The organism is Paenibacillus sp. FSL H3-0302, from assembly GCF_037982245.1.
GTDB lineage: Bacteria > Bacillota > Bacilli > Paenibacillales > Paenibacillaceae > Paenibacillus_AQ > Paenibacillus_AQ odorifer.
Genome location: NZ_CP150284.1, coordinates 4,529,443 through 4,551,527, shown reverse-complemented (window position 1 = coordinate 4,551,527; position 22,085 = coordinate 4,529,443). Strand labels below are relative to the sequence as shown.

The 22,085-nt window shown below is 43.0% G+C and carries 18 protein-coding genes; 14 read left to right on the top strand and 4 right to left on the bottom strand.

Annotation, left to right across the window (positions count from 1 at the left end):
* Nucleotides 1–107 precede the first annotated feature (107 nt).
* Together MHH50_RS20220 and cysI are read left to right on the top strand one after the other, a co-directional pair.
* Nucleotides 108–1,964, top strand: a complete 1,857-nt coding sequence (locus MHH50_RS20220) for an assimilatory sulfite reductase (NADPH) flavoprotein subunit (RefSeq protein ID WP_076309288.1) — start codon at nt 108–110, stop codon at nt 1,962–1,964.
* 46 nt (nt 1,965–2,010) lie between these two features.
* Nucleotides 2,011–3,735, top strand: a complete 1,725-nt coding sequence (cysI, locus tag MHH50_RS20215) for an assimilatory sulfite reductase (NADPH) hemoprotein subunit (RefSeq protein WP_340033313.1) — start codon at nt 2,011–2,013, stop codon at nt 3,733–3,735.
* A gap of 1,413 nt (nt 3,736–5,148) precedes the next feature.
* Here the strand turns inward: cysI and MHH50_RS20210 are convergent.
* Nucleotides 5,149–6,864, bottom strand: coding sequence for a cellulase family glycosylhydrolase (locus MHH50_RS20210; protein ID WP_340033312.1), 1,716 nt, complete (start codon nt 6,862–6,864; stop codon nt 5,149–5,151).
* A 399-nt stretch (nt 6,865–7,263) separates the two neighbouring features.
* On the opposite strand from MHH50_RS20210, the gene map reads away from it, so the two are divergent.
* Nucleotides 7,264–8,010: a type I methionyl aminopeptidase gene (gene map / locus MHH50_RS20205; protein ID WP_036685786.1), complete on the top strand. Its 747-nt coding sequence runs from the start codon at nt 7,264–7,266 to the stop codon at nt 8,008–8,010.
* Between the two features lie 54 nt (nt 8,011–8,064).
* On the opposite strand, the gene MHH50_RS20200 is transcribed toward map, so the two are convergent.
* Nucleotides 8,065–8,469, bottom strand: a complete 405-nt coding sequence (locus tag MHH50_RS20200) for a CBS domain-containing protein (protein ID WP_038572361.1) — start codon at nt 8,467–8,469, stop codon at nt 8,065–8,067.
* A 178-nt stretch (nt 8,470–8,647) separates the two neighbouring features.
* On the opposite strand from MHH50_RS20200, the gene MHH50_RS20195 reads away from it, so the two are divergent.
* The 6 genes from MHH50_RS20195 to MHH50_RS20170 all read left to right on the top strand — a co-directional run bounded on the left by MHH50_RS20195 (nt 8,648) and on the right by MHH50_RS20170 (nt 14,582).
* Nucleotides 8,648–10,756 (top strand): methyl-accepting chemotaxis protein, encoded by a 2,109-nt coding sequence (locus MHH50_RS20195; protein ID WP_076307622.1) that lies wholly within the window; start codon nt 8,648–8,650, stop codon nt 10,754–10,756.
* A 683-nt stretch (nt 10,757–11,439) separates the two neighbouring features.
* On the top strand, nt 11,440–11,640 hold the full coding sequence (locus tag MHH50_RS20190) for a cold-shock protein (RefSeq protein ID WP_036685790.1): 201 nt from the start codon (nt 11,440–11,442) through the stop codon (nt 11,638–11,640).
* A 64-nt stretch (nt 11,641–11,704) separates the two neighbouring features.
* Entirely contained in the window at nt 11,705–11,932 is a 228-nt protein-coding gene (locus tag MHH50_RS20185) for a hypothetical protein (protein ID WP_038572358.1), read from the top strand.
* A gap of 208 nt (nt 11,933–12,140) precedes the next feature.
* Nucleotides 12,141–12,950 (top strand): GNAT family N-acetyltransferase, encoded by an 810-nt coding sequence (locus MHH50_RS20180; protein WP_076307623.1) that lies wholly within the window; start codon nt 12,141–12,143, stop codon nt 12,948–12,950.
* Nucleotides 12,951–12,958: 8 nt separating this feature from the next.
* A complete protein-coding gene (locus tag MHH50_RS20175; RefSeq protein ID WP_081388211.1) occupies nt 12,959–14,062 on the top strand; it encodes an LCP family protein in 1,104 nt (367 codons plus the stop codon).
* Between the two features lie 28 nt (nt 14,063–14,090).
* Nucleotides 14,091–14,582: a DinB family protein gene (locus MHH50_RS20170; RefSeq protein WP_076307624.1), complete on the top strand. Its 492-nt coding sequence runs from the start codon at nt 14,091–14,093 to the stop codon at nt 14,580–14,582.
* Here MHH50_RS20170 and MHH50_RS20165 read toward each other — a convergent pair.
* On the bottom strand, nt 14,579–14,788 hold the full coding sequence (locus MHH50_RS20165; protein WP_076100132.1) for a hypothetical protein: 210 nt from the start codon (nt 14,786–14,788) through the stop codon (nt 14,579–14,581). The two genes, MHH50_RS20170 and MHH50_RS20165, sit on opposite strands and share 4 nt — an antisense overlap.
* 279 nt (nt 14,789–15,067) lie before the next feature.
* Between MHH50_RS20165 and MHH50_RS20160 the strand changes: the two genes are divergently transcribed.
* On the top strand, nt 15,068–15,427 hold the full coding sequence (locus MHH50_RS20160) for a hypothetical protein (protein WP_036685802.1): 360 nt from the start codon (nt 15,068–15,070) through the stop codon (nt 15,425–15,427).
* 43 nt (nt 15,428–15,470) lie between these two features.
* On the opposite strand, the gene MHH50_RS20155 is transcribed toward MHH50_RS20160, so the two are convergent.
* The gene (locus MHH50_RS20155; RefSeq protein WP_076307625.1) at nt 15,471–16,736 is read right to left on the bottom strand and encodes a serine hydrolase domain-containing protein; all 1,266 of its coding nucleotides are present in this window, start codon (nt 16,734–16,736) and stop codon (nt 15,471–15,473) included.
* A gap of 66 nt (nt 16,737–16,802) precedes the next feature.
* On the opposite strand from MHH50_RS20155, the gene MHH50_RS20150 reads away from it, so the two are divergent.
* The 4 genes from MHH50_RS20150 to MHH50_RS20135 all read left to right on the top strand — a co-directional run bounded on the left by MHH50_RS20150 (nt 16,803) and on the right by MHH50_RS20135 (nt 22,041).
* Nucleotides 16,803–17,486, top strand: a complete 684-nt coding sequence (locus MHH50_RS20150) for a response regulator transcription factor (RefSeq protein ID WP_076129903.1) — start codon at nt 16,803–16,805, stop codon at nt 17,484–17,486.
* 2 nt (nt 17,487–17,488) lie between these two features.
* Entirely contained in the window at nt 17,489–18,763 is a 1,275-nt protein-coding gene (locus tag MHH50_RS20145) for a HAMP domain-containing sensor histidine kinase (protein WP_076278755.1), read from the top strand.
* 159 nt (nt 18,764–18,922) lie between these two features.
* Entirely contained in the window at nt 18,923–19,696 is a 774-nt protein-coding gene (locus MHH50_RS20140; RefSeq protein ID WP_076183127.1) for an ABC transporter ATP-binding protein, read from the top strand.
* Between the two features lie 2 nt (nt 19,697–19,698).
* Nucleotides 19,699–22,041, top strand: a complete 2,343-nt coding sequence (locus MHH50_RS20135) for an ABC transporter permease (protein WP_076307626.1) — start codon at nt 19,699–19,701, stop codon at nt 22,039–22,041.
* The last annotated feature ends 44 nt before the right edge of the window (nt 22,042–22,085 follow it).

Sequence of the window (22,085 nt, the reverse complement as noted above, 5' to 3'; positions counted from 1 at the left end):
TTATTAGGGTAAATCGACATCATTGATCGTTTACAATTATTGTGATAGCCTGATTTCATGAGGTACGGATCATCAGAAGATTTCATGTTTAGGAGAGGTGGATATTGTTGCAACTACAGGTAACGAACAGTCCTTTTAACGAGAGCCAAGTCGAGCTACTCAATCGTCTTCTACCATCCTTAACGGAGACACAGCAAATATGGCTTAGCGGTTATTTGTCAGCCATGGGCTTTACTACTGCACCATCGGCAGGTGCCGGGGTTCAAGCAGTACAATCAAATACGATAGGAAATGTGGAAGGTAGTGCCGTTAGTCAACCTGCAGCTTCACGTGAAGTGACCGTGTTGTTTGGGTCCCAGACAGGGAACTGCCAACGGCTGGCTGGGAGCTTGTCCCGCAAGCTGGAGGAGCAAGGATTTCAGGTCACACTCACTGCGATGAACAGCTTTAAGCCCAATGCGCTTAAGAAGGTTGAGAACCTCCTATTGCTGGTCAGTACACATGGTGAAGGCGAGCCGCCAGATAATGCACGGATGTTCCATGAATTTCTCTATAGCAAAAGAGCTCCTCAATTAGAGAATCTGAAGTTCTCAGTGCTGGCACTGGGGGATACCTCCTATGAATTCTTTTGTCAGACCGGCAAGGACTTCGATCAGCGGCTTGAGGAACTTGGCGGCAAGCGGTTAAGTCCACGTGTGGATTGTGATCTTGATTATGATGATTCGGTTACCGAGTGGTTTGAAGGCGTCATTAGTGCCTTAAATGCACATTTAAATGCTCCGGCCATTGCGGCAAAAGCGGTTCAAGCTGCAGAAGACGCAGATTCTCAGGAGCCTTTGTATACCCGCAACAATCCTTTTAAAGCGGAAGTATTGGAGAATCTAAATCTGAACGGACGTGGTTCTGACCGGGAGACCCGCCATTTGGAGCTATCCCTAGAAGGTTCTAACATACAATTTGAGCCAGGGGATGCGCTGGGTGTCTATCCGGAGAATCATCCTGAATTGGTAGACGCTATTATTCATACTATGGGCTGGAATCCTAATGATATTGTTCCTTTTAATAAAAAAGGGGAAGACGGCACCTTACGTGAGGCCCTTCTTCACCACTATGAAATCACTGTATTGACCAAACCGTTACTTGAACAAGCGGCGAAGTTATCTTCTTCTAACCAATTAAGTGATCTATTGTCGCCAGAACGTGCGCAACAGCTTAAGGAATATATTCAAGGCCGCGATCTGCTCGATTTAGTTCAGGACTTCTCTCCATGGGAGGGTTCGGCCAGTAGCTTTGTGACTATTTTGCGCAAGCTTCCGGCACGACTCTATTCAATTGCCAGCAGCTATAAAGCTAATCCAGATGAGGTTCATTTAACGGTTAGAGCTGTACGTTATGAGGCACATGGCCGTGAGCGTTATGGGGTCTGCTCGGTACATTGTGCTGAAAGAGTCCAGCCGGGAGATACGTTGCCCATCTACATTCAACATAATCCGAACTTTAAGCTTCCGACGAATCCTGATGCACCGATCATTATGATTGGACCGGGCACAGGTGTTGCACCCTTCCGCTCTTTCCTGGAGGAACGTGGCGAGCTTGGGGCGGAAGGTAAATCATGGCTGTTCTACGGAGATCGGCATTTTGTGACGGACTTCCTCTATCAGACGGACTGGCAGAGAATGCTTAAAGACGGCTTGTTAACTAAGCTGGATGTTGCTTTCTCCCGTGATACCGAAGAGAAAGTATATGTTCAGCATCGCATTCTGGAAAAGAGCCGCGAGGTCTACGAATGGCTGCAAGCGGGAGCTCATATTTACATTTGCGGAGACGAGAAGCATATGGCACATGATGTTCATTCTGCTCTGATTACTGTCATCCAGCATGAGGGTGGTTTGAGTCCTGAAGAAGCGGCAGCTTATTTGGATAATATGCAGCAGGCGCAGCGCTACCAACGTGATGTTTACTAATGGATAGAGGAAAGTTATCGAATGACTTCGGGGGGAGATAACAACAATGGCAAACAATGAAAAGGTTAAGCCGATCGGCGGGCCTCCAAGCGATGTTGAGCACATTAAGCAAGAGAGTAACTATCTGCGGGGCGCGCTTGTTGAGACATTAAGCAATCCGATTACCGGAGGCTTGCCGGAAGATGATAATCGGCTGCTGAAATTTCACGGAAGCTATATGCAGGACGATCGGGATTTACGCAACGAGCGCGAACGGCAAAAGCTGGAGCCTGCATTCCAGTTCATGCTTCGTGTAGTTGCCCCAGGCGGGGTAGCGACACCAGAGCAGTGGCTAGTGATGGATGATCTGGCACAAAAATACGGCAATGGAACCTTACGTCTGACTACCAGACAGGCGTTTCAAATGCATGGGGTACTCAAATGGAATCTTAAGAAAACCATCCGCAGCATTAATGATACGCTGATGACGACGCTGGCAGCTTGCGGCGATGTTAACCGTAACGTAATGAGTAATCCGAATCCTTACCAGTCAGAGGTGCATGCAGAGGTCTACGAATGGGCGCGCAAAGTAAGTGATCACTTATCACCACGTACGCCTGCTTACCATGAAATCTGGTTGGACGGTAAGAAGGTAGTAGATAGCTTAGGCGAACGTGCGGAAGTAGAACCGATCTATGGACCGGTATATTTACCGCGTAAATTCAAGATTGGTCTAGCGGTGCCTCCTTCTAATGATGTGGATGTATTCTCGCAAGATCTGGGTTTTATCGCTATTCTGGAAAATGAGAAACTAGTCGGCTTCAACGTTTCTGTAGGCGGCGGTATGGGGATGACTCATGGCGATACCAGTACTTATCCTCAGTTGGGACGTATAATTGGTTTTTGCCGTCCGGAACAGTTGATTGATGTGGCAGAAAAGACCGTAACGATCCAGCGGGATTATGGTAATCGTTCTGTCCGCAAAAATGCACGGTTCAAATATACAATTGACCGCCATGGTCTGGAATGGTTCGTAGACGAACTGCATGAAAGACTCGGATGGCAGCTTGAAGCAGCACGTGATTATCATTTTGATCACAACGGAGACCGTTACGGCTGGGTGAAGGGGACCAACGGAAAATGGAATCTGACACTTTATATCCAAAGCGGACGGATTCATGACCAAGAAGGATACACCTTGATGACTGGCTTGCGGGAGATTGCTAAGATTCATACTGGAGATTTCCGGCTAACGCCGAATCAGAATCTAACGATTGCCAACGTCACTACTGCCAAAAAACGAAAAGTAGCTGAGCTGGCTAAACAGCATGGACTAACAGATGGAGCACATCTTTCTGCATTGCGGCGCAGCTCCATGTCCTGTGTAGCACTGCCAACCTGCGGACTTGCGATGGCTGAAGCGGAACGCTATCTGCCTTCGCTGATAGATAAGCTGGAGCTTGTTATAGATAAAGCTGGTTTGCGTGACGAGGAAATTGTGATCCGAATGACCGGCTGCCCTAATGGCTGTGCTAGACCGGCGCTGGGTGAAATCTCGTTTATCGGCAAGGCTCCTGGCAGATACAATATGTATTTAGGAGCAGGCTTTACGGGTGATCGCCTCAATAAAATGTATAAAGAAAACATAGATGAGAAGGAGATCCTAGAGACGCTTGAACCTATTCTTCACCGATATGCCAAAGAACGTCAACAAGGCGAGCATTTTGGAGATTTCGTGATCCGTGCAGATTATGTTAAAGCCGTTACCTCTGGACTTAATTTCCATGACTAAATGAAAGTAGATTTAAAAATGTCCCGGGGCCAGTTGATGGCTGCCGGGATTTTTGTGGTTTGGTCGTAGTTAGATGCGCGGGGTGTCGTGTCGTACACATAATGCTCCAGAGGTAAAGAACGGTAGACAAGAGTAAATGAGCAGCAGATAAGTAGCAGATGAGCGCAGACGAGTAGTAGATGAGCAGTAGATGAGCAGTAGATGAGCAGTAGATGAGCAGTAGATGAGCAGTAGATGAGCAGTAGATGAGCAGTAGATGAGCGATAGTAGAGCAGTAGATGAGCGCAGACGAGCGGCAGTAGACTAACAAGGTGACGGACTCAGGAGCCCTTATTTCCTGAAATCTTGCCAATTTGCCGAGTATTCGGACCCCAGCGCCGTTATGGGGATGAAAAGAGGCCAAAACAGGCTTTTTTCAGAGGAATAGCGCCTCTCCAGTCCGAAAGTTGCTCAAAACGGCTTAACTCGCACAAATAGCGTCATCTGAGTCCGAAAATCACGACAAAGCGCTCAAAAGGTAAAGAACGGCAGATGAGCGCAGACGAGCGAGATGAGCAGCAGATGAGCAGTAGAGGAGCGCGACGAGCGGCAGTAGACTAACAAGGTGACGGACTCAGGAGCCCTTATTTCCTGAAATCTTGCCAATTTGACGAGTATTCGGACACCAGCGCCGTTATGGGGATGAAAAGAGACAGGAACCGGCCTTTTTCAGAAGAATAGCGCCTCTCCAGTCCGAAAGTTGCTCAAAACGGCTCAAATCGCACAAATAGCGTCATCTGAGTCCGAAAATCACGACAAAGCGCTCCATAGGTAAAGAACGGTAGATGAGCGCAAACGAGCGGCAGTAGACTAACATCAGAGTAGTAAAAGGGTCATATTAGATAGTGGGACAGAGTGATATTAGCGCAGTAGGAGCAATTGTAGAGTAATACGCAGAACAGCAGGAGCAATAGTGAAGTAACGCAGAACAGGCAAACAAAAGAGCAGTAACCGACTAGCGGCACAATAAACGAGCGGCAGTAGACTAACATCAGAGTGGTGAAAGGGTCGAATTAAATCGATAGTAAAATAACATTAGATGGTGAAATAGTAAAATTAGATTAGCTCAGCAGTAGCAATAGTGGAGTAGTACGCAGAACAGCCAAATAAAAGAGAAGTAACCGACTAGCGGAACAATAGACGATCGACAGTAGACTAACATCAAAGTAGTAACAGTCCAGCGGTAGACTAACATCAGAGTAGTAACATTCCGGGAGCAGGCTAACAGCAGTAGATCACCGTTGACTGACAAATCTAGCAACAGCCTTCATTTGATCTACAATAATCTAGTAAGATCCCAACATCTGCGCTACAACAGATTCAATTTAAAAACCAGCAAGTCTCCAATTCCGGGAGGCTCGCTGGTTTATGTTTTTAAGGAGCGATGCCGGAGATCAGTACATCGTTATGATACAGGGTTACTTTGTTCCAAGTGCTGAAGGAAACTTTGGTTGGATCGAACGAATAGTCATTTGCTTCATTGAAGTTAGACCAGTCGCTTTTGTGCACGCGTAATTGGATTTCTCCTGTTTGTCCACCGGCAGGTATGGAGCCCGCGCTAGCATTGAAAGTAAGCTCAACGTAAGAGTCGGCGTTCGTCCCACTTGTGGACCCGAGGGCAACCGATATATTAGAAGCACCGACCTGCGCCCAATCGATTACTCCATTGAGAGAGGCGCTTCCATCTTTAGTAAAGTAATAACGAATTTTCAGTCCATTTAAATTGACTGCCGTTGTTCCGTTGTTATAGATGTTGAAGTAGGGCTTGATTGAGTTATCAGTAGCATTGGTATCTGCTGCACGGTAGTAAAGTGCCAGATTACTGGATGGCGAGCCGGTAGGAGTGGCTGTAGGTGTTACTGTAGCTGTTGGCGTAGGTGTAGGTGTTGGCGTAGGTGTAGGTGTAGGTGTAGGTGTAGGTGTAGGTGTAGGTGTAGGTGTAGGTGTAGGTGTAGGTGTTGGCGTAGGTGTAGCTGTTGGTGTTGGTGTAGGTGTTGGTGTTGGTGTTGGTGTTGGTGTTGGTGTTGGTGTTGGTGTTGGTGTTGGTGTAGTGCCACCATCCGGCACAGGTTGGTAACCAGGTGTTGTGTAAATTTTATTAAGCACGGAGGTTGCTAAGGTTCCGTTTGCTCCATTAACGACTGTATTTCCCCAGTTGCTGAGTGTTCCTGCTGGACCGCTGGCTAGATCCAGATATTCAACGCCTCCGCCATTACCATACCAGGACCAGGCGAGCCAGCCCACCTTTTTTTCCTTCGTGTAGCTCATAATGGTGGCTTCATCGACATCTCCACCCGTGTGCTTGTCACCGAATTCGCCGATAATCACAGGGGCTCGAATAGCCAAGGCACTATCGATATTACTCTTGACTGTAGCAGCATTACCTCCAGCATATTCGTACATATGAATTGAGAAAATAGTGTTTTTTAAGGTGTCTGAATTAAATACAGCCTGACCACTAGTGAAAATAGATTGTGGGTATTGACCCCATCCCGCTGCATCTACAACTAAAGTGTTCTTAATGCCCGCATTTCTTAACGCAGGAATTGCCGCTTGGTATCCACTGGCCCATGTTGCAGTGTTCCAAGAACCGTACCATTCATTAGCAATATTCACAATGACACGATCTTCTTTACCGATCAAAGCATCCTTGATGCTGATCCAATAGTTTACTGCAGCGTTAAGGTCAGAGGTGTTGTCTGAGCCCGTAGCATCATGCACTTCCAGCATGGCAATCATTTTATACTGATCACAAAGCTTTAGAATATTTTGGACATCAGCTAAAGTATCGAGAGACCACTTGCTGCCATTAGAAAGTACAATTCTGACGGTATTGGAGCCAGTCGCTGCGATGGCCGGTATTGCAGTAGCCAGATCGTTTTTGTACCAAGTGTGTGCATGATTCACCCCGCGCATTACAAAAGGACTGCCGGTGGCATCGTATAAATTGGTACCGCTTACATAAAAACCTTTAACAGAAGTGTTTGCTGCCGCTGCCTGCTGTTGAGGTAAAGAAATAGAAAGAGTAAGGATACTAATTAATACTAACAAACTGATTTTCCGGAACGAAAAATGCTTTCTGAATTTCATCAACATTTCCTCCTTAATCAAATAGGGTTGCTTCTTTGATTATGCGTATCCTCCAGGTGGTTGCAGTAAATGCACTCAATTACAGGCATGTATCACCTCCTCAGTTATTTTGAATATAACATATAAAGGAATTTTTAGGAATAATAAATAATTTAACGATAACAATAACTTTATGTTTTATTAGAAAGATAAGAGAAATTGCTGATAAGGCACTCGTCTTTCATCTAACATTCTCATAAGAAATGATGTTATTTTTAGATTCAGGAAGGAAAATATAATTTTTTTTGCCTAATGATTTGGATTTCTCGCGATTTTCTTTCATAATATAAAGGGTAAACTAAATACAAAAGAAGAACCGTTGCCCGAGAGCGATGTGTTCTGTACAGAAGAGGCGATATTATGATTATCATGAAAACGATGGAAGAGATCGAAAAAATGCGTGCGGCGGGAAAAATTCTCGCTGAATGTCATCGTCAAATTGCGCAAATTTTGCAGCCTGGTATTACGACCTGGGAAATTGATGAATTTGCAGAAAAATTTATATTGTCTCAAGGAGCTACTCCTGAGCAAAAAGGATATAATGGGTACCCGTACGCAACCTGTGCATCTGTAAATGATGTAATATGCCACGGATTCCCGAAAAAAGAGCCGCTAAAAGACGGGGATATCGTAACCATTGACATGGTTGTTAACTTAAACGGCTGGTTGGCAGATTCGGCCTGGTCTTACGGGATTGGCAATATTAGTGAACAGGCGACCAAACTTCTAGACACTACTAAGGAATCTTTATTCCGTGGAATCGAGCAGGCGGTTGCAGGCAACCGTATTGGCGATGTTGCGCATGCCATCCAAGTTTATGCAGAGTCTAACGGGTTTTCTGTAGTGCGTGATTTTATTGGCCACGGGATCGGTTCAGAAATGCATGAAGCTCCGGAAGTACCTCACTATGGTCCAGCAGGGAGAGGGCCTCGTCTTAAAGAGGGGATGGTATTTACCATTGAGCCCATGCTGAACACAGGCAGTTACAGAACAAAAATTGATGCGGATGGTTGGACTGCGCGTACCATTGACGGCGGATTGTCAGCACAATATGAGCATACTTTAGCGATTACCCCACAAGGAACGATTATCCTGACTGAACTGTAATTTTGATGAAAAATAAAATGACCAGTCTCCGTAATGGAGATTGGTCATTTTTTATTAATCTGTAATGTTGCGAGTGTAATATTCAATGATATCTTTTCTCCTAATAATTCCAACAAATACACCCTCATTATCAATCACAGGAACGAAATTCTGATCCGCAGCAAGCGTCAGCATATCCTCCATTTCTGCATTAATGAGAACACTTTCGTTATGAACATGCTTTTGGATGTCGCTTACTGGAACTTCCCCTATATTGTCAAAGGTTAAATCTGCTGTGTTTTTCAGCTTCCACAATAGATCACCCTCCGAAAGTGTTCCTACATATTTTCCTTCATTATCAATAATAGGGATAGCCGTGTAATGGTGCTGTTCTAATTGTTCTAAGGCTTCCAGCATGGATAGTGAGTTAGTGATATAGGCGACTTGATCTTTTGGCAACAAAAAAGAGGATATTTCCATCGGCATGAACTCCTTTGTATTATGTTATTTTTTGATTAGGCTACTTTTATTTAAACATACTTTTGGAATGGATAGAATTTTAAATTTTCACCCCTTGAATTATAGGTAATAAGTCCTATTGAATAGAGGTCGTATTTTGTCGATTAAAGATATATTATCCTAGAGTGGAGTTGTTCAGATGGCATTGTATCGAAGGCTTTCATTAACGTTTAAATTTGTTATGGTGGTAAGTTTAGTAATTATTGTGATCTTTTTCTTTAGTTTAGTCGCAAACCTGGCTAATCTGCGTAGTGTGAGCATATCCAACGGTGAACTTCAGGCAGAGGTCGCAGGAAAAAGTTATGCGGAGACCATTCAGAATAGAATGATAGACATTCAGTCGACGGGTGAAGCGCTCGCTGAAGTACTCCTTGAATCAAGAGAACGTCAAACCTTGGACCGTGAAGATGTTGTTTCTACAATGAAAACTATGCTTGAGCACAGACCAGAAATTTTTGGGATGAGCATATTATGGGAACCCAATGCTTTTGATCAGAACGATCAGGCTAATATAAATAAGATGCCATATGATGATGGTACGGGGCGTTTTATTCCTTATGTCTTTAGAAATCAAGGTGCAATAAAGGTTGAACCCTTAAAGAATTATGATGTAGAAGGTGCGGGTGATTATTACCTTTTACCAAAAAAAGAGAAAAAACCGGTATATATTGAACCCTACTCCTATGAGACGACTGGTGGAGCTATAGAGATGATTTCGGTCATGCTGCCAATTTTGGATAAAACGGGTGCATTTCTGGGGACTGTAGGGTTCGATGTTTCGTTAACCCAATTGCAGGAAGAAGCCGTTAACTATAAACCTCTGGGAGGTTATGTTTCTTTAATCACTGCTAATGGCAAATATGCAGCCAACCCAAATGATCCTCAAAGTGTACTCAAAGAATTCGGTGATACAGAAGATAAAACAGTACTGTGGAAGCGTGTGAAGAATGGGGAGGCCAAACTGGGATACACGATAAATTCCAAGGGAGAAGACGTGCTGCGGACTTTTGTTCCGATACCAATGCCTGGAAGTGACCAGGTCTGGTACACACAGACAGCGATCTCTAAGGATGTTATCATGGCTGATTATGAACAAGCTAAAACAGAATTTTTTATCATTATGATTATTGGGATTTTGATTTTAGCTGTTATTGTTGGTCTTCAACTATGGTTGATGGTAGTTAAACCGCTTCGCTTGTTATCTGAGAAATTGCAGCTGATGTCTCAGGGGGATTTGACTCAAAGCCTGCAGGTTCGAAATGATGATGAATTCGGGAAAATGGCTACACATTTTAATCATATGACCCATAAGCTTCGAGAAATGTTTGGACTTGTCGCTGATCTATCAATGTCCGTGGGAGCTACCTCTGAAGAGCTGACAGCTAACGCTGAGCAGACTGGGAAAGCTGCTGAACAAATTGCTGTGGCAATTGGACGAGTAGCCGAAGGAGCGCAGCTGCAGAGTGATTATGCGGGTGATTCTTCAATGGCGATGAGCGAGCTGAATGTTGGAGTGCAACGGATTGCTGACTCTTCGTCATCGGTATCTGCATCTGCAGATGAAGTTACCGATCAGACGAAAAAGGGCAGTGCCCAGCTGCAAATGGCAGTGAATCAAATGTCGGAGTTAAAGCTGTCTGTAGATGAGACGAGTCTGGCGATTGAACGTTTAGGCGAACGATCTGCTCAGATCAGCGGGATTATCGGCTTGATTTCGAACATAAGTAAACAGACCAATCTGTTGGCACTAAATGCGGCTATTGAGGCGTCCAGAGTGGGTGAACATGGCCGAGGTTTTGCGGTGGTGGCCTCAGAAATTCGCATGCTGGCAGATCAGACTAAAAAAGCTGCCGAACAAGTTACTGCTTTGGTTGAAGATGTGGTGCAAGATACTAATCAAGCTTCACAAGCGATGGCTGTCGGCAATGAAAAAGTAATTCTTGGTGTGCAGAGTGTATCTGATAGTGATCTTTTATTTACGTCGATTCTGACAGAGATGACACAGGTAACCGATCAGATCCAAGAGGTCTCAGCAGCTGCACAGCAGATGACCGCGGGAACGGAGCAAATTTCAGTTACCGTTAAACAATTAGCCGATCTTGCTTCGGAAGCTTCCTCTGACTCCCAAAGTGTGGCAGCAGCCTCTGAGGAGCAGCTTGCTTCTATGGAAGAGATCTCAGCCTCGTCGGAGTCACTCAGCTCAATGGTGCAAGACCTGTTGGATAAATTATCTTACTTTAAAATTTAGATTGCCTTTTCAAATATAGAGAAGGGCTGGCACCTAAAACTATGAAAATGACTGCTGTGTCGAAAGCACATGCTTAGTCACTGGAAAATACGCTTAGTAATCTGCTAACGGACACAGTGGTCCTTAAACGTACGATTATCCGATATTTGGAATGTTATCGGACTCCAGTGCAGCTATTGGCCTGAAAAATGCTTATTATGAGCCTCTTTCCAAGGAATAGCGTCACTGGAGTCCGAAATCTAGCGGTAAAGAATAAAAACATGTAACTAACGTCTACCGAGTCCGAAAGCCCCGTAGGATAATGAATGTGTAGTCGTAGCAGGCCGCGAATGACCAAAAAACGCTGAACAGCGATTCTTCGATAACAGAAGAATCGCTGTTTTGTTGATTTTAGGATTTTGAAAGTGAGGAGGTCAGTCTCCGCTCGTAGAATCAATTATGGCACAGCTCCTTCTTACCTCCCATTTTCTTCATAATGCAGAAGAGTATCTATTTGGTGTTAGCTGTGTTATAATCAATCTATCGAAAGTATTTACCTGGCGAATTCACATAGCGTAGAGGGTTATTCTTTAGACGTTAATAACCTTGTACCATATGTGAATTTTTATTTTTTTAGAGATTTTGCAAGAGATTTTTTGAGGATAAGAATAACATGTAAATAAAAATAAGGTGGTAATTATATTATGCAAACAGGAACAGTGAAATGGTTTAACGCAGACAAAGGTTTTGGTTTTATCGAGGTTGAAGGTGGAGAAGATGTATTCGTACATTTCAGCGCAATTACTGGTGACGGATTCAAGTCCCTGGATGAAGGACAACGTGTAGAATTTAACGTAGTTCAAGGTAATCGTGGTCAACAAGCTGAGAATGTTGTAAAACTGTAAGTAGTAAAATGAATCCCCAAACGTATCGTTTGGGGATTTTTTTATAGAAAGGTGGCGGATGTAAATGCAGGTGTTTGAAGACTGGAATTTAAAAGTTAAGAAAACCTTTAACGCTACAAGTAACAAAGAAGTATTGACGGTGTCTGAAGCGGGAAGCTTGCTCGGGCTGTCTAAAGACCAAATGAAAAGTTATGTAGATCAGCATAAGTTGACTAAAGTTCCGATCATGAGAAGTGTCGTCAGATATCTTTTACTCAAGAGTGAGATCGATATGATTGTGAAAAAAACCTAAGATCATCATTAATAAATAGGGTAGACCAATCCTTGATAGGATATGGTCTTTTTTTGTCTCACAAATTTCTTATAAATAGAAACTTATCGACCCTAAGATCGTCTATAATAATGGGATATTTTAGGTAACAGTGTCATCCAGCAAAAAAATATCCTCACATACTGGTGGTTATCTATCAAAACATTACGTGAGATCTAAGGAGAAAATTATGAAACGACTAGAGCGTAACGATTATTACAAAGCTATTGAGCCTTTAGGAAAAGTGAAAATAAATACGATGTTTGCTGAGTCCGTGGTTAAACAAGTCATACCTGGCAGCGTATATGTTGACGATATCGTTAACCCGCGTGCTTTTTACATTGCACACCCTTGTGGAATGTCTTTATTAATTGGAGAGTCGGATAATGAAGAGTTTAAGCGCGATCTTTTTGATTACATAACCAATAAAAATATGATTCGGCATCATCAAGAGTTGCTGCAGGCTGATCCAGCGGGAGGCTGGACGGAAGTTATCGCTCATTGGAGTGAACAGGAAATGCTCCATAGAAATACAAGGGTCAACTTCAGCTTTAATTGCGAGAAATATCTGAAACAGAAAGCTTCTTATCTTAACCAAGACCTTGAAGTGGTGCGAATGAACAAAGAACGGTTTTTGGCGGCAACAGGAGGTGTCAATCCTAAGGCGTTTTGGAGGAATGAAGAGCAATTTCTTGCTGAGGGGCTGGGCTTCAATATTCTTGACGCTGGGGAAATTGCCTCTACGGCATTTTCGGGTTTTGTTAATGAGCATCAACTGGAAATTGGCATAGAAACTTCAGAAGCATATCGGGGGAAGGGCTATGCCTACGCGGTCTGTTCAGCCTTAATAGAATACTGTCTAGAACATCAGCTTGAGCCGGTGTGGGCGTGTCGTCTGGATAACGAGGGTTCTTTCAACTTAGCGCATAGATTAGGCTTTGAGACAACCTACATGATTCCCTATTATCGGCTGGTAGAATCCGTCATCAGGAAGGGTTAAGGATCCGAATGAAAAATAAACAGACTACCCATTCAGCTTCTTCATTTTCTTTAAGTAGAATTGAGAAAAAAAAGGTGAAGAAGAAAACTAAGACCAGCAAGAAAAAAAAGATCTGGTTATTTACGCTTGCTATCGTACTTATTGCTGGGCTAGGATCTTATGTTTTTCGTAAAGAACTGCTGATTTTCGGATTTAATAATGTTGTGGCTCCGACTATTGAACACACGCTTGATGGATCATACGTTCCTTTAGAAAATAATGAAAACGCTGAAGCTCCTGGATTACAACCAACGGCGGATAACAAGCATCGTCCATTTTCTATCCTCCTACTGGGTACTGATCAGCGGGGAAAAGAGAACGGGCTTTCTGATTCGATTATATATACTGTGATCCGGCCAGTTGATCATAAAGTATTGTTCGTGTCGATCCCTCGTGATTCCTATGCAGAAATTATCGGAGCGGAAAAGGTTAAAGGAGCTAGGAAAGAAACCAAGATTAATGCAGCTCATTCCTATGGCGGTCCTCAGATGAGTGTAGACACCGTTAAAAATTTATTAAACGCGCCTATCGAATATTACGCTACTATTAATTTTAACGGTCTTGTGGGCGTTACAGATGCTCTAGGGGGTGTTGAACTTCCGATTACCAAGGTGATTGAGAACAAGAGCCCGGATCATGAGAAATTAAGAATTGAACCGAACAAACCGATTTATTCTGGCGCTGAAGCGTTAATGTATGTAAGATACCGCGAGGATTCTGATTTTAAACGAACGGAGCGGCAGCGGATCTTTTTGAAATCTGCGCTTGAACGGATGAAGAGAGTAGATAATATCCTTAATATACAGAAAATCATCGAAATAGCAGGCAGTAATTTCCAAACCAATATGAAGTCAGACTTTATTCTTGATTTGGCGAAAAGAGTAATTCTTGAAGGGGGTACTCCTGAGATCACAAGCCATATGTTGCAGGGTGAGGGCAGACGGAAGGATCAATGGTATTACATGCTTGACGAAAATGATGTGAAGCGTACCCATGAGTTGATTGAGATTTGGCTGAATCCTGACTCTACCGATACGGATCTGTCCGCAGCTTCTGCGGATGACGCAGCATAGATGTTGTGACTGAATTATTTTATTTTTCATGTGGAGGTTGATCTCTCTGGCTGCAAAAACAAATGAGCAAATGTTACTCGAATTTAAGTCCCTCATCCCGTTCGTAGAATCTTTAGGTGAAGTATCAGACAAACATTGGAATCAGCCTATTGCAGCTGGTAAATGGACTTTAAAGGATATCATCTGTCATCTTATGTTATGGGATAAATATTTTTATGAAGGTGCGATTAAGAAAATAATTCTCCGGGAACCGATCACAACCAAGCAGTTGGATTTTAACGAGTTTAATGCTAACGCTGTAGAATATGCTAAATTATTATCTGAACAAACATTAATTGAACAATTTGTACGTTATAGAACTAAAATCATAGATGTAGCTGCAGGGTTAACGGAAGAGGAATTCAATCAGGAATATAAGGATGGAGATCGCAAGAAATTCAGCGTTCGCAAGTACTTGAGAAGTTTTATCCCACATGATAAGCATCATAAAAAACAGATTGAGCAGTTCTTAAAACCTTAAAACTTGGCGCGATTTTGAACTAACTTCATGGATTGGCGTATGAGGATAGGACCAAACATGCTTCCGGCAGAGGCGGCAATTAAGGAATGGAAGGGGAATTTTATAGCAAAATAAAAGACCCATCCAGCAACAATATCAATAAGGATGAACTTCTTGATCTCGGATAATGGTATGGTCACGAAGACAATGGATTGTTTGTTTCTCACAGCAATGACCTCCTAATTTTAAGAAAACATCTTATAAATCCACTGTTCATTCTATTTTGGAACTAAGATGTCCCATTCCGTCTAAATCTACAATCGAATCGTAAAAAAAGGAAGTATGCCTTGCGGATCTTTTTCGCAAAGTGTACTTCCTTTTTTGTATATGAGGATATTATCTGACTAATATTTGGCAGGGTATGGAAAGTCACAGAAGATATATTCAATCACTAGTACAATGTAAGCGTTGTCTTTTGTGAAAATATATCCTAAAGGAGCTAAGCTATGAGAGTGAAGAGACTATCTTTTAACCAGCTTGTGTTTATCTGTTTAGGTTTTCAATACTTGTTAATGCGTTTGTTCTCTGCCGGCGAGGCGATCGTTATCACATCGATAGAGCTAGTAATATATATTGTTTATACTGTCGCCACCCTTGCCGGATTGTTTCTCCGGAGCAGACGAATTGATAGTGAAGCTGTATCTGGGTTGTCGTCGTTATTTTTCAGCGTGTTATGGACGGTGTCTTTGTTCTCACAATTTCGGAAAGAAAGTTATCCAAATGCTTTAACAATCATTAATTCGCTGGGGGTGTCTTCAGCGGTAATCGTGATGCTCACGCAATTTATAATTTTGGCCAAGGCTTAGGCCTTAGCTGAAAAAAGGCGGGTGCCCAGTAGCTATTTTATGGCTATTGCGGCACTCGTTTGTTTTTTTTCATCCCCAGAAATGAAAGCTCACCCTGTTCATTCCGTTTAAATTCAAATTCACTGTCATGCTTGGTATGATGGAATCTTGTTTCTGAGATAGGATAGAACGGTGTAACCTCTTCATCATTCCAGACAAAATAATAGTCCTGGCCCCTACGCTCTACGCTCGCTTTGCAGCCAAATCCCTCATAGGTCCCCATATATTCAGCATACAGGCTATCATCAAGTGGAAAGGCTCGCGGGAATATCGGCATTTCAGCAGGCTCACCGAATACTAATCCAGATAGAGATTCCGTTAACTTAGTAATGGGGACACAATCATAATTGGTCAACATGATGACGGTTGTCTGCTCTTCTGGATATCTGTGCATTTCACTTCGGAAGCCGCGATAAGCACCACCATGATACATTCTTTTACGATCATAACGTTCGTCCAAAAACCAACCAAATCGATATTTGAGATTACTTGAATGAAAAGCCATCTCCAGAGTATCGTGAGACACTAATTGATCGGAGTAAAAAGCTTGATCCCACAGGAAAAGATCAGCAGCCGTCGAATACATAGCACCCGCTGACAGGATAGAGCTCATATGTATGTATTCACCCTGAGTATACTCTCCCCATGAGGAATGATAAGGTGAGGCTAATTTTGAAATGATTTGCTGATTGTTATAAACTCCTGTATTTACCATGCCAAGAGGCTGTAATATAAAAGTAGTGATATAATCTTCAAATGTCATGCCAGTAATCTTTTCAATGATCATCCCCAATAAATAATAGCCTGAATTATTATAAGAAAACGATGTGCCAGGCATAAATGCAGGCGGTTGACTCACAAATAGCTGTAACATCTCCAAGGGAGTCAGCTTCAGTTTATTTAATTTTTGATTATATTCGGGTAGAGAAGTGTAGTTGGCTATACCCGAGGTATGTCCCAGCAGATGAAGGATGGTCATCCCCTCGAATGCATGCTGTTCAGGAAGATATTTTAAGATCGGATCTTCCAGTCGCAGACGTTTTTGTTCTTTTAGCATCAGAATCGCCATGCCAGTGAATGACTTGGTTAGCGACCAGATCCGGAATTTGGTATCTATAGCGTTCGGGACCTGATGTTCTAGATTCGCATACCCATATGCTTTTTGTAGCTTGATTTCTCCATGCTGAGCTATCAAGACTGTGCCGCTCAATGGCCAGCTTTGTTCGTATTTATCTAAAAATTGCTCCAGACGCTGGGATTGTTTATCCACAGGTAACCCCTCCTTAAAGGCATATTCTAACATAATACTAAATTCTGTTGAAGCGGAGAGAAATCCATGAGATATGATTGTTTAATTATTGATGATGAAACTGAACTTGCGGAGACCACCTGCGAATATTTTAATTTGTTCGATGTTCAAACCGCGTTTGTTACAAGCGCTGATGCCTGTCGAAGCTTTTTACGTGAGCATCAGGTCTCAATGTTACTGCTAGATATTAATTTAGGCGGTGAATCCGGCTTCCAGTTATGCAAAGAGCTGCGTCAGACGATGGGGATTCCCATCTTGTTTATTAGTGCCCGCTCCAGTGAAGATGATGTATTGATTGCTCTTGATATCGGAGGAGATGACTATATTCATAAGCCGTATACCCTGCGAGTGCTGCTCGCAAAAGTGAAGGCGGTGCTTAAACGCCACAATAACGAAGTTATAGCTGAGGCAGCTATCCTCCAAGCCGGCCCTATCCAGATAGACCCCGAACTTAGGAGGGCAAGCCTTAATGGCGTAGCTCTCAAGCTGAAAACGATGGAATATAAATTGCTCAGCTATTTGATTCAGCAGAAAAATAGGGTAATCCCCAAAGAGGAGTTATTTACTGAGGTATGGGGAGATGTTTTTGCGGGGGATGGCACCTTAAATGTACATATCCGTCATCTACGTGAGAAGATTGAGCAGAATCCTAATGATCCTCAGTACATCCGTACAGTATGGGGCATCGGTTATGCTTTTGAGGACAAATAGTTATGACAAAAAAACTGCTGTTGGCCCTTCTGCTTACTATATTTGCCGCAAGTTTAGCGCTCACCTTCCTAATTCTTAATTTGCAGGTGGAGACAGGAACAGATAGAGTGGCGATCAATACCATTGTGAAGCTCACGGAACAGAACTGGGACAAGCTTGATCCGAAGCTGTACAAGGAAAGTCCTTATGAATTTGCCATTATCGATACCACGGGAGTACTTAAATATCAGACGGGAAATGCGATTTCCGTTACTGTTAACGAAGCCATCTATAATCGGGATACTCTAGTGGACGTTTTTGTTCAGGATAAGATGGTGGGGAAGGTGATTATTAATAATGATTACCGTGCGATCTTTATACATATGAAAAAACAATTTATACAAGTTTCTATTGTGATGCTGCTTCTGCTTACGGTTCTAGGCGTTCTCTATATTTGGTTCCTGAATCGATCGGTTCTCCGTCCGTTCCGCAAAATGCAGCAATTCGCGAAGCATATCGCGAGAGGTGATCTGGAAGTGCCGCTGGAGATGGATCGTAATCATCTGTTTGGTGCTTTTACCGAAAGCTTTGATATGATGCGGGAAGAGCTTGCAGCGGCTAGACACAGCGAATATTTGGCGAATAAAAGTAAAAAGGAACTGGTTGCTAGTCTCAGTCATGACATTAAAACACCCGTTGCTTCGTTAAAGGCGATCACGGAACTGATGTTATTAAGCGCAAGGGATGAGAAGACCGGCAGACAGCTTAACACTTTGTACTCCAAAGCAGATCAGATTGATCGTCTGGTGACTGATATGTTCCATTCGACCTTGGAGGAACTAAATGAACTTAAAGTCAGCTTAACGGAAGAGCAAAGCCACCTGCTGATCCAAATTATAAATAATGTAAATTTCTATGAACGGATTTCAGCAGCATCTGTGCCTGACTGTCTCATTACGGTGGACCCCTTGCGGTTGCAGCAGGTGATCGATAATGTTGTGAATAATTCCTACAAATATGCCTACACAGACACACCCATAGATATTAAGTTCGAGATCACGGATCATTATCTGGAGGTAGATATTCTGGACTATGGTCCCGGGGTTCCTGAAGAGGAGCTGCCTTTAGTATTCAATAAATTTTTTCGGGGCAGTCTGGCCGTGAGCCAGAATGGTGCAGGTCTAGGCCTGTACATTTCCCGTTATATGATGCAAAAAATGCAAGGCGATATTCTGTGCTCCAATCGGGAGGACGGATTTACAGTCAAACTGCTAATTCCTTTAGCAGGACAGAATTAAGAATTAGCTAAGGATTGCACAAAGACATGTTAAGAACATTTAACGTACGATAAGGTTGCAATTACGAATGAGCTTGTGATTGCAGCCATTATATTTCGCGTAGAGCTATGATTTTTTTTAGCGCAATTAATGAGCATGAATGTAAATGGAGTGTTCAACATGAGCGAAGTGAATAATAAAGTGCTGATGCAGACTAATAAGCTTGGAAAAACCTTCTCCCATGGAGGAACTCAGCAGCATGTTTTGAAAAATCTGGATCTGACCTTATATCATGGTGATTTTACGATTATCATGGGCAGCTCTGGTTCTGGTAAATCAACACTGCTGTATGCCATTTCGGGTATGGATAAGCCAACACTTGGAGAGGTTCTATTTGAAGGTCAGGATATTACAGCCATGAGTAATGATCAGCTTGCGATATTCCGGCGGAAGAATTGTGGGTTCGTGTTTCAGCAGATTCATCTGCTGGATACGATGAGTGTCCTCGACAATGTATTATCAAGTGCTTTTCTTGTACAAAAGGATAGAGCAGGGGCTGTAAAAAAAGCCAAAAAGCTACTCTCTGATGTAGGTCTGGATGACTCTGTCTGGGGCAAGTTTCCGGCGCAAATCTCAGGTGGCGAAGCTCAGCGGGCGGGGATTATCCGGGCATTGATCAACAGTCCAAAAGCGGTTTTCGCCGATGAGCCGACGGGTGCGTTAAATAGTTCAGCAGGAATAGGTGTACTGCGCGTCCTTACTGAGGTGAATAGACAAGGGCAAAGTATAATTATGGTTACTCATGATCTTAAAACCGCGTTGCGTGGAAATCGGATATTGTATTTGCGGGATGGAGTCATCGTGGGAGATTTGCGTCTTACCCCTTATAGCGAAGATAACGGACCTGAACGGCAGCAGCAATTACAGTCCTTTCTAACCGAATTGGGGTGGTAGGGATGAGCAGCCTAATAGGAAAATTAGCTTGGTCCAATATTCGTAAAAGAAAAAGTGCTACGGTTACGCTCTTCATTCTTATCATGATAGCTGTGCTGCTGCTGAACATTGGTCTTACGGTCATTTTGAAGCTCAATTCCTTCCAGCAAGAAAAAATGACTGAATTAAGGACTCCAGAAATAAGTGCATATTTTCCAAAAGATGATTATCTAGAAGAGTATGAGGAGCTTGTGGATAGTTATTCATATACAGAATCCTGGGAGAATGAAGCAGCAATTCTGTTAGCAGATGCTAAAATGAAGTACGGACAAACGGACACTACGGTAGCTTTTATAATTCTTAACATGGATACACCGCGGACCAAGGGACTGTTCAAGACAACGACTCCACCAGGATCTAAGGATGCGAATATGATCTATCTGCCTTATTTGTTCCATGTTGGATCGGGGTATAACCTTGGGGATACTTTTACTTTTGTATACGATAATAACTCATTTTCTTATACTATAGGTGGCTTTATTGAGGAGCCGTTGCTAGGGACGTTAACTAATGGAGCTTTAAAAGTATTTTTGAATGATGAAGGTTATAAACAGTTGGGGGAACGTCTTGGAACTGAAGCTCAGTACAGCTTTCTATCAGCAGATTTAACCGATCCTTCAAAGGATGTAAAGCTGGAGCAAATGCTTAGTGAGCGGATTTTTGCCTCAGGAAGTACGGATCAATTTCAAGTCATGCGGGCAGAGGTTGGGCTCGAAGGAAACCGTGTTTTTGTTAATCTTTTAGCAGCCATTTTAATCGTATTTGCACTGATTATGGTTCTAATCTCGCTTATTGTCATCAGGTTTCAAATATTGGGGCATATTGAAGACAATTTAACGAACATCGGTATTTTAAAAGCTAACGGTTATACTTCATGGCAGATTAAAAATGCGCTTCTGCTACAGTTCACCTCAGTTTCCATCATTGCAGCTATACCGGGAGGCGGGTTATCTGGGCTGGTTATGCCGTTGGTAGGGAATATGATTTCGTCTTCAATCGGACTTCTGTGGCCAATATCCTTTGAAGGGGTCAGTGCAGTGCTTAGTTTGGTTATTGTCTCTGGACTAGTGCTACTTGTTACCTATCTGTCGAGCCGGCGAATTCGGAACATTACTCCGATTACAGCTCTGCAGAGCGGAATCCTCACTCACAATTTCAAGCGGAACCCAATGCCACTGGAAACATCCCGGATGAATCTGCAATTCAGCTTAAGCCTTAAAGCTTTAGTAAGGCAGGCGAAACAGAATATGATGATCGTATTGATCGTTGCCGGATTAACCTTTTCTAGTATTTTTTGCTCTATATTGAATTTCAACTTTAAGGGAGACACCTCAGCAGTTATAGAACTGGTAGGTATAGAACGCAGCGACTTTTTGTTATTGCCGAAAAACGGTGACCTACAGCAGGGGAAGTTTACAGAATTAGAAGCCATGCCAGGGGTTGAAAAGTTGACTGTATTGGATAGCATGGTCGCTTCCATTAAGAACACCAGCTTTATGCTCCGGGTATCTGACGATTATAGCAAGCTGGAGACACAAACCATATACAAAGGGCGAGAGCCAATTTATGATAATGAAATTGTGATTTCCGGTGTTATTGCTATGTTGGAAAATTCAGAAATAGGGGACGAGGTCCCGATCACTTTTAATGGTGTGACGGAGAATTATTTGGTTACTGGCTTAAGCCAGCAGATTAGCCAACTTGGAATGGTGGCGAGTATGACCGGTGATGGAATGAGAAGACTTCAACCGGAGTACACCCCTCTGTCCATCAATGTGTATCTGAAAGAGGGGGGAGATGCGCAAGCTTTTGTGAAGGATCTGGAAGCACGCTTCCCTAAGCAATGGAACATTACTAACATTCGAGAAACGGTTGATAGTACGCTCAGTACATTCACTGCTGCAGTATCTTCTATGACAGCAGTCATCACTGTGGTGACGATTATAGTAGTCAGTCTGATTTTGTATTTAGTGATTAAGACTTTGATTCTGAAGCGGAAACGTGAGTTCGGCATTCTTAAAGGAATGGGTTATACCACTTTTAATCTGATGACGCAGATTACCTTTAGTCTGTTTCCGGTGATTGTGGTGGGAGTAGCTTTGGGGAGCATAGGGGGGTATTTTTTCTCAGACTCAGCGTTTGTACTATTGCTCTCGAGTTTAGGGATTTATAATGTCCAACTGGCGGTTAGTTTGCCTCAAGTATTGCTATTGTGTGCAGCCATTCTAGTAGTTGCTTATGCGGTGTCTATGCTTGTTGCCCGGCGAATTCGGAAGGTTAGTGTGTACGATTTGATTATGGACTAATTTAAGCGAAAAACAAAAAAAACAACGAGCAGGAGGTTAGTTAC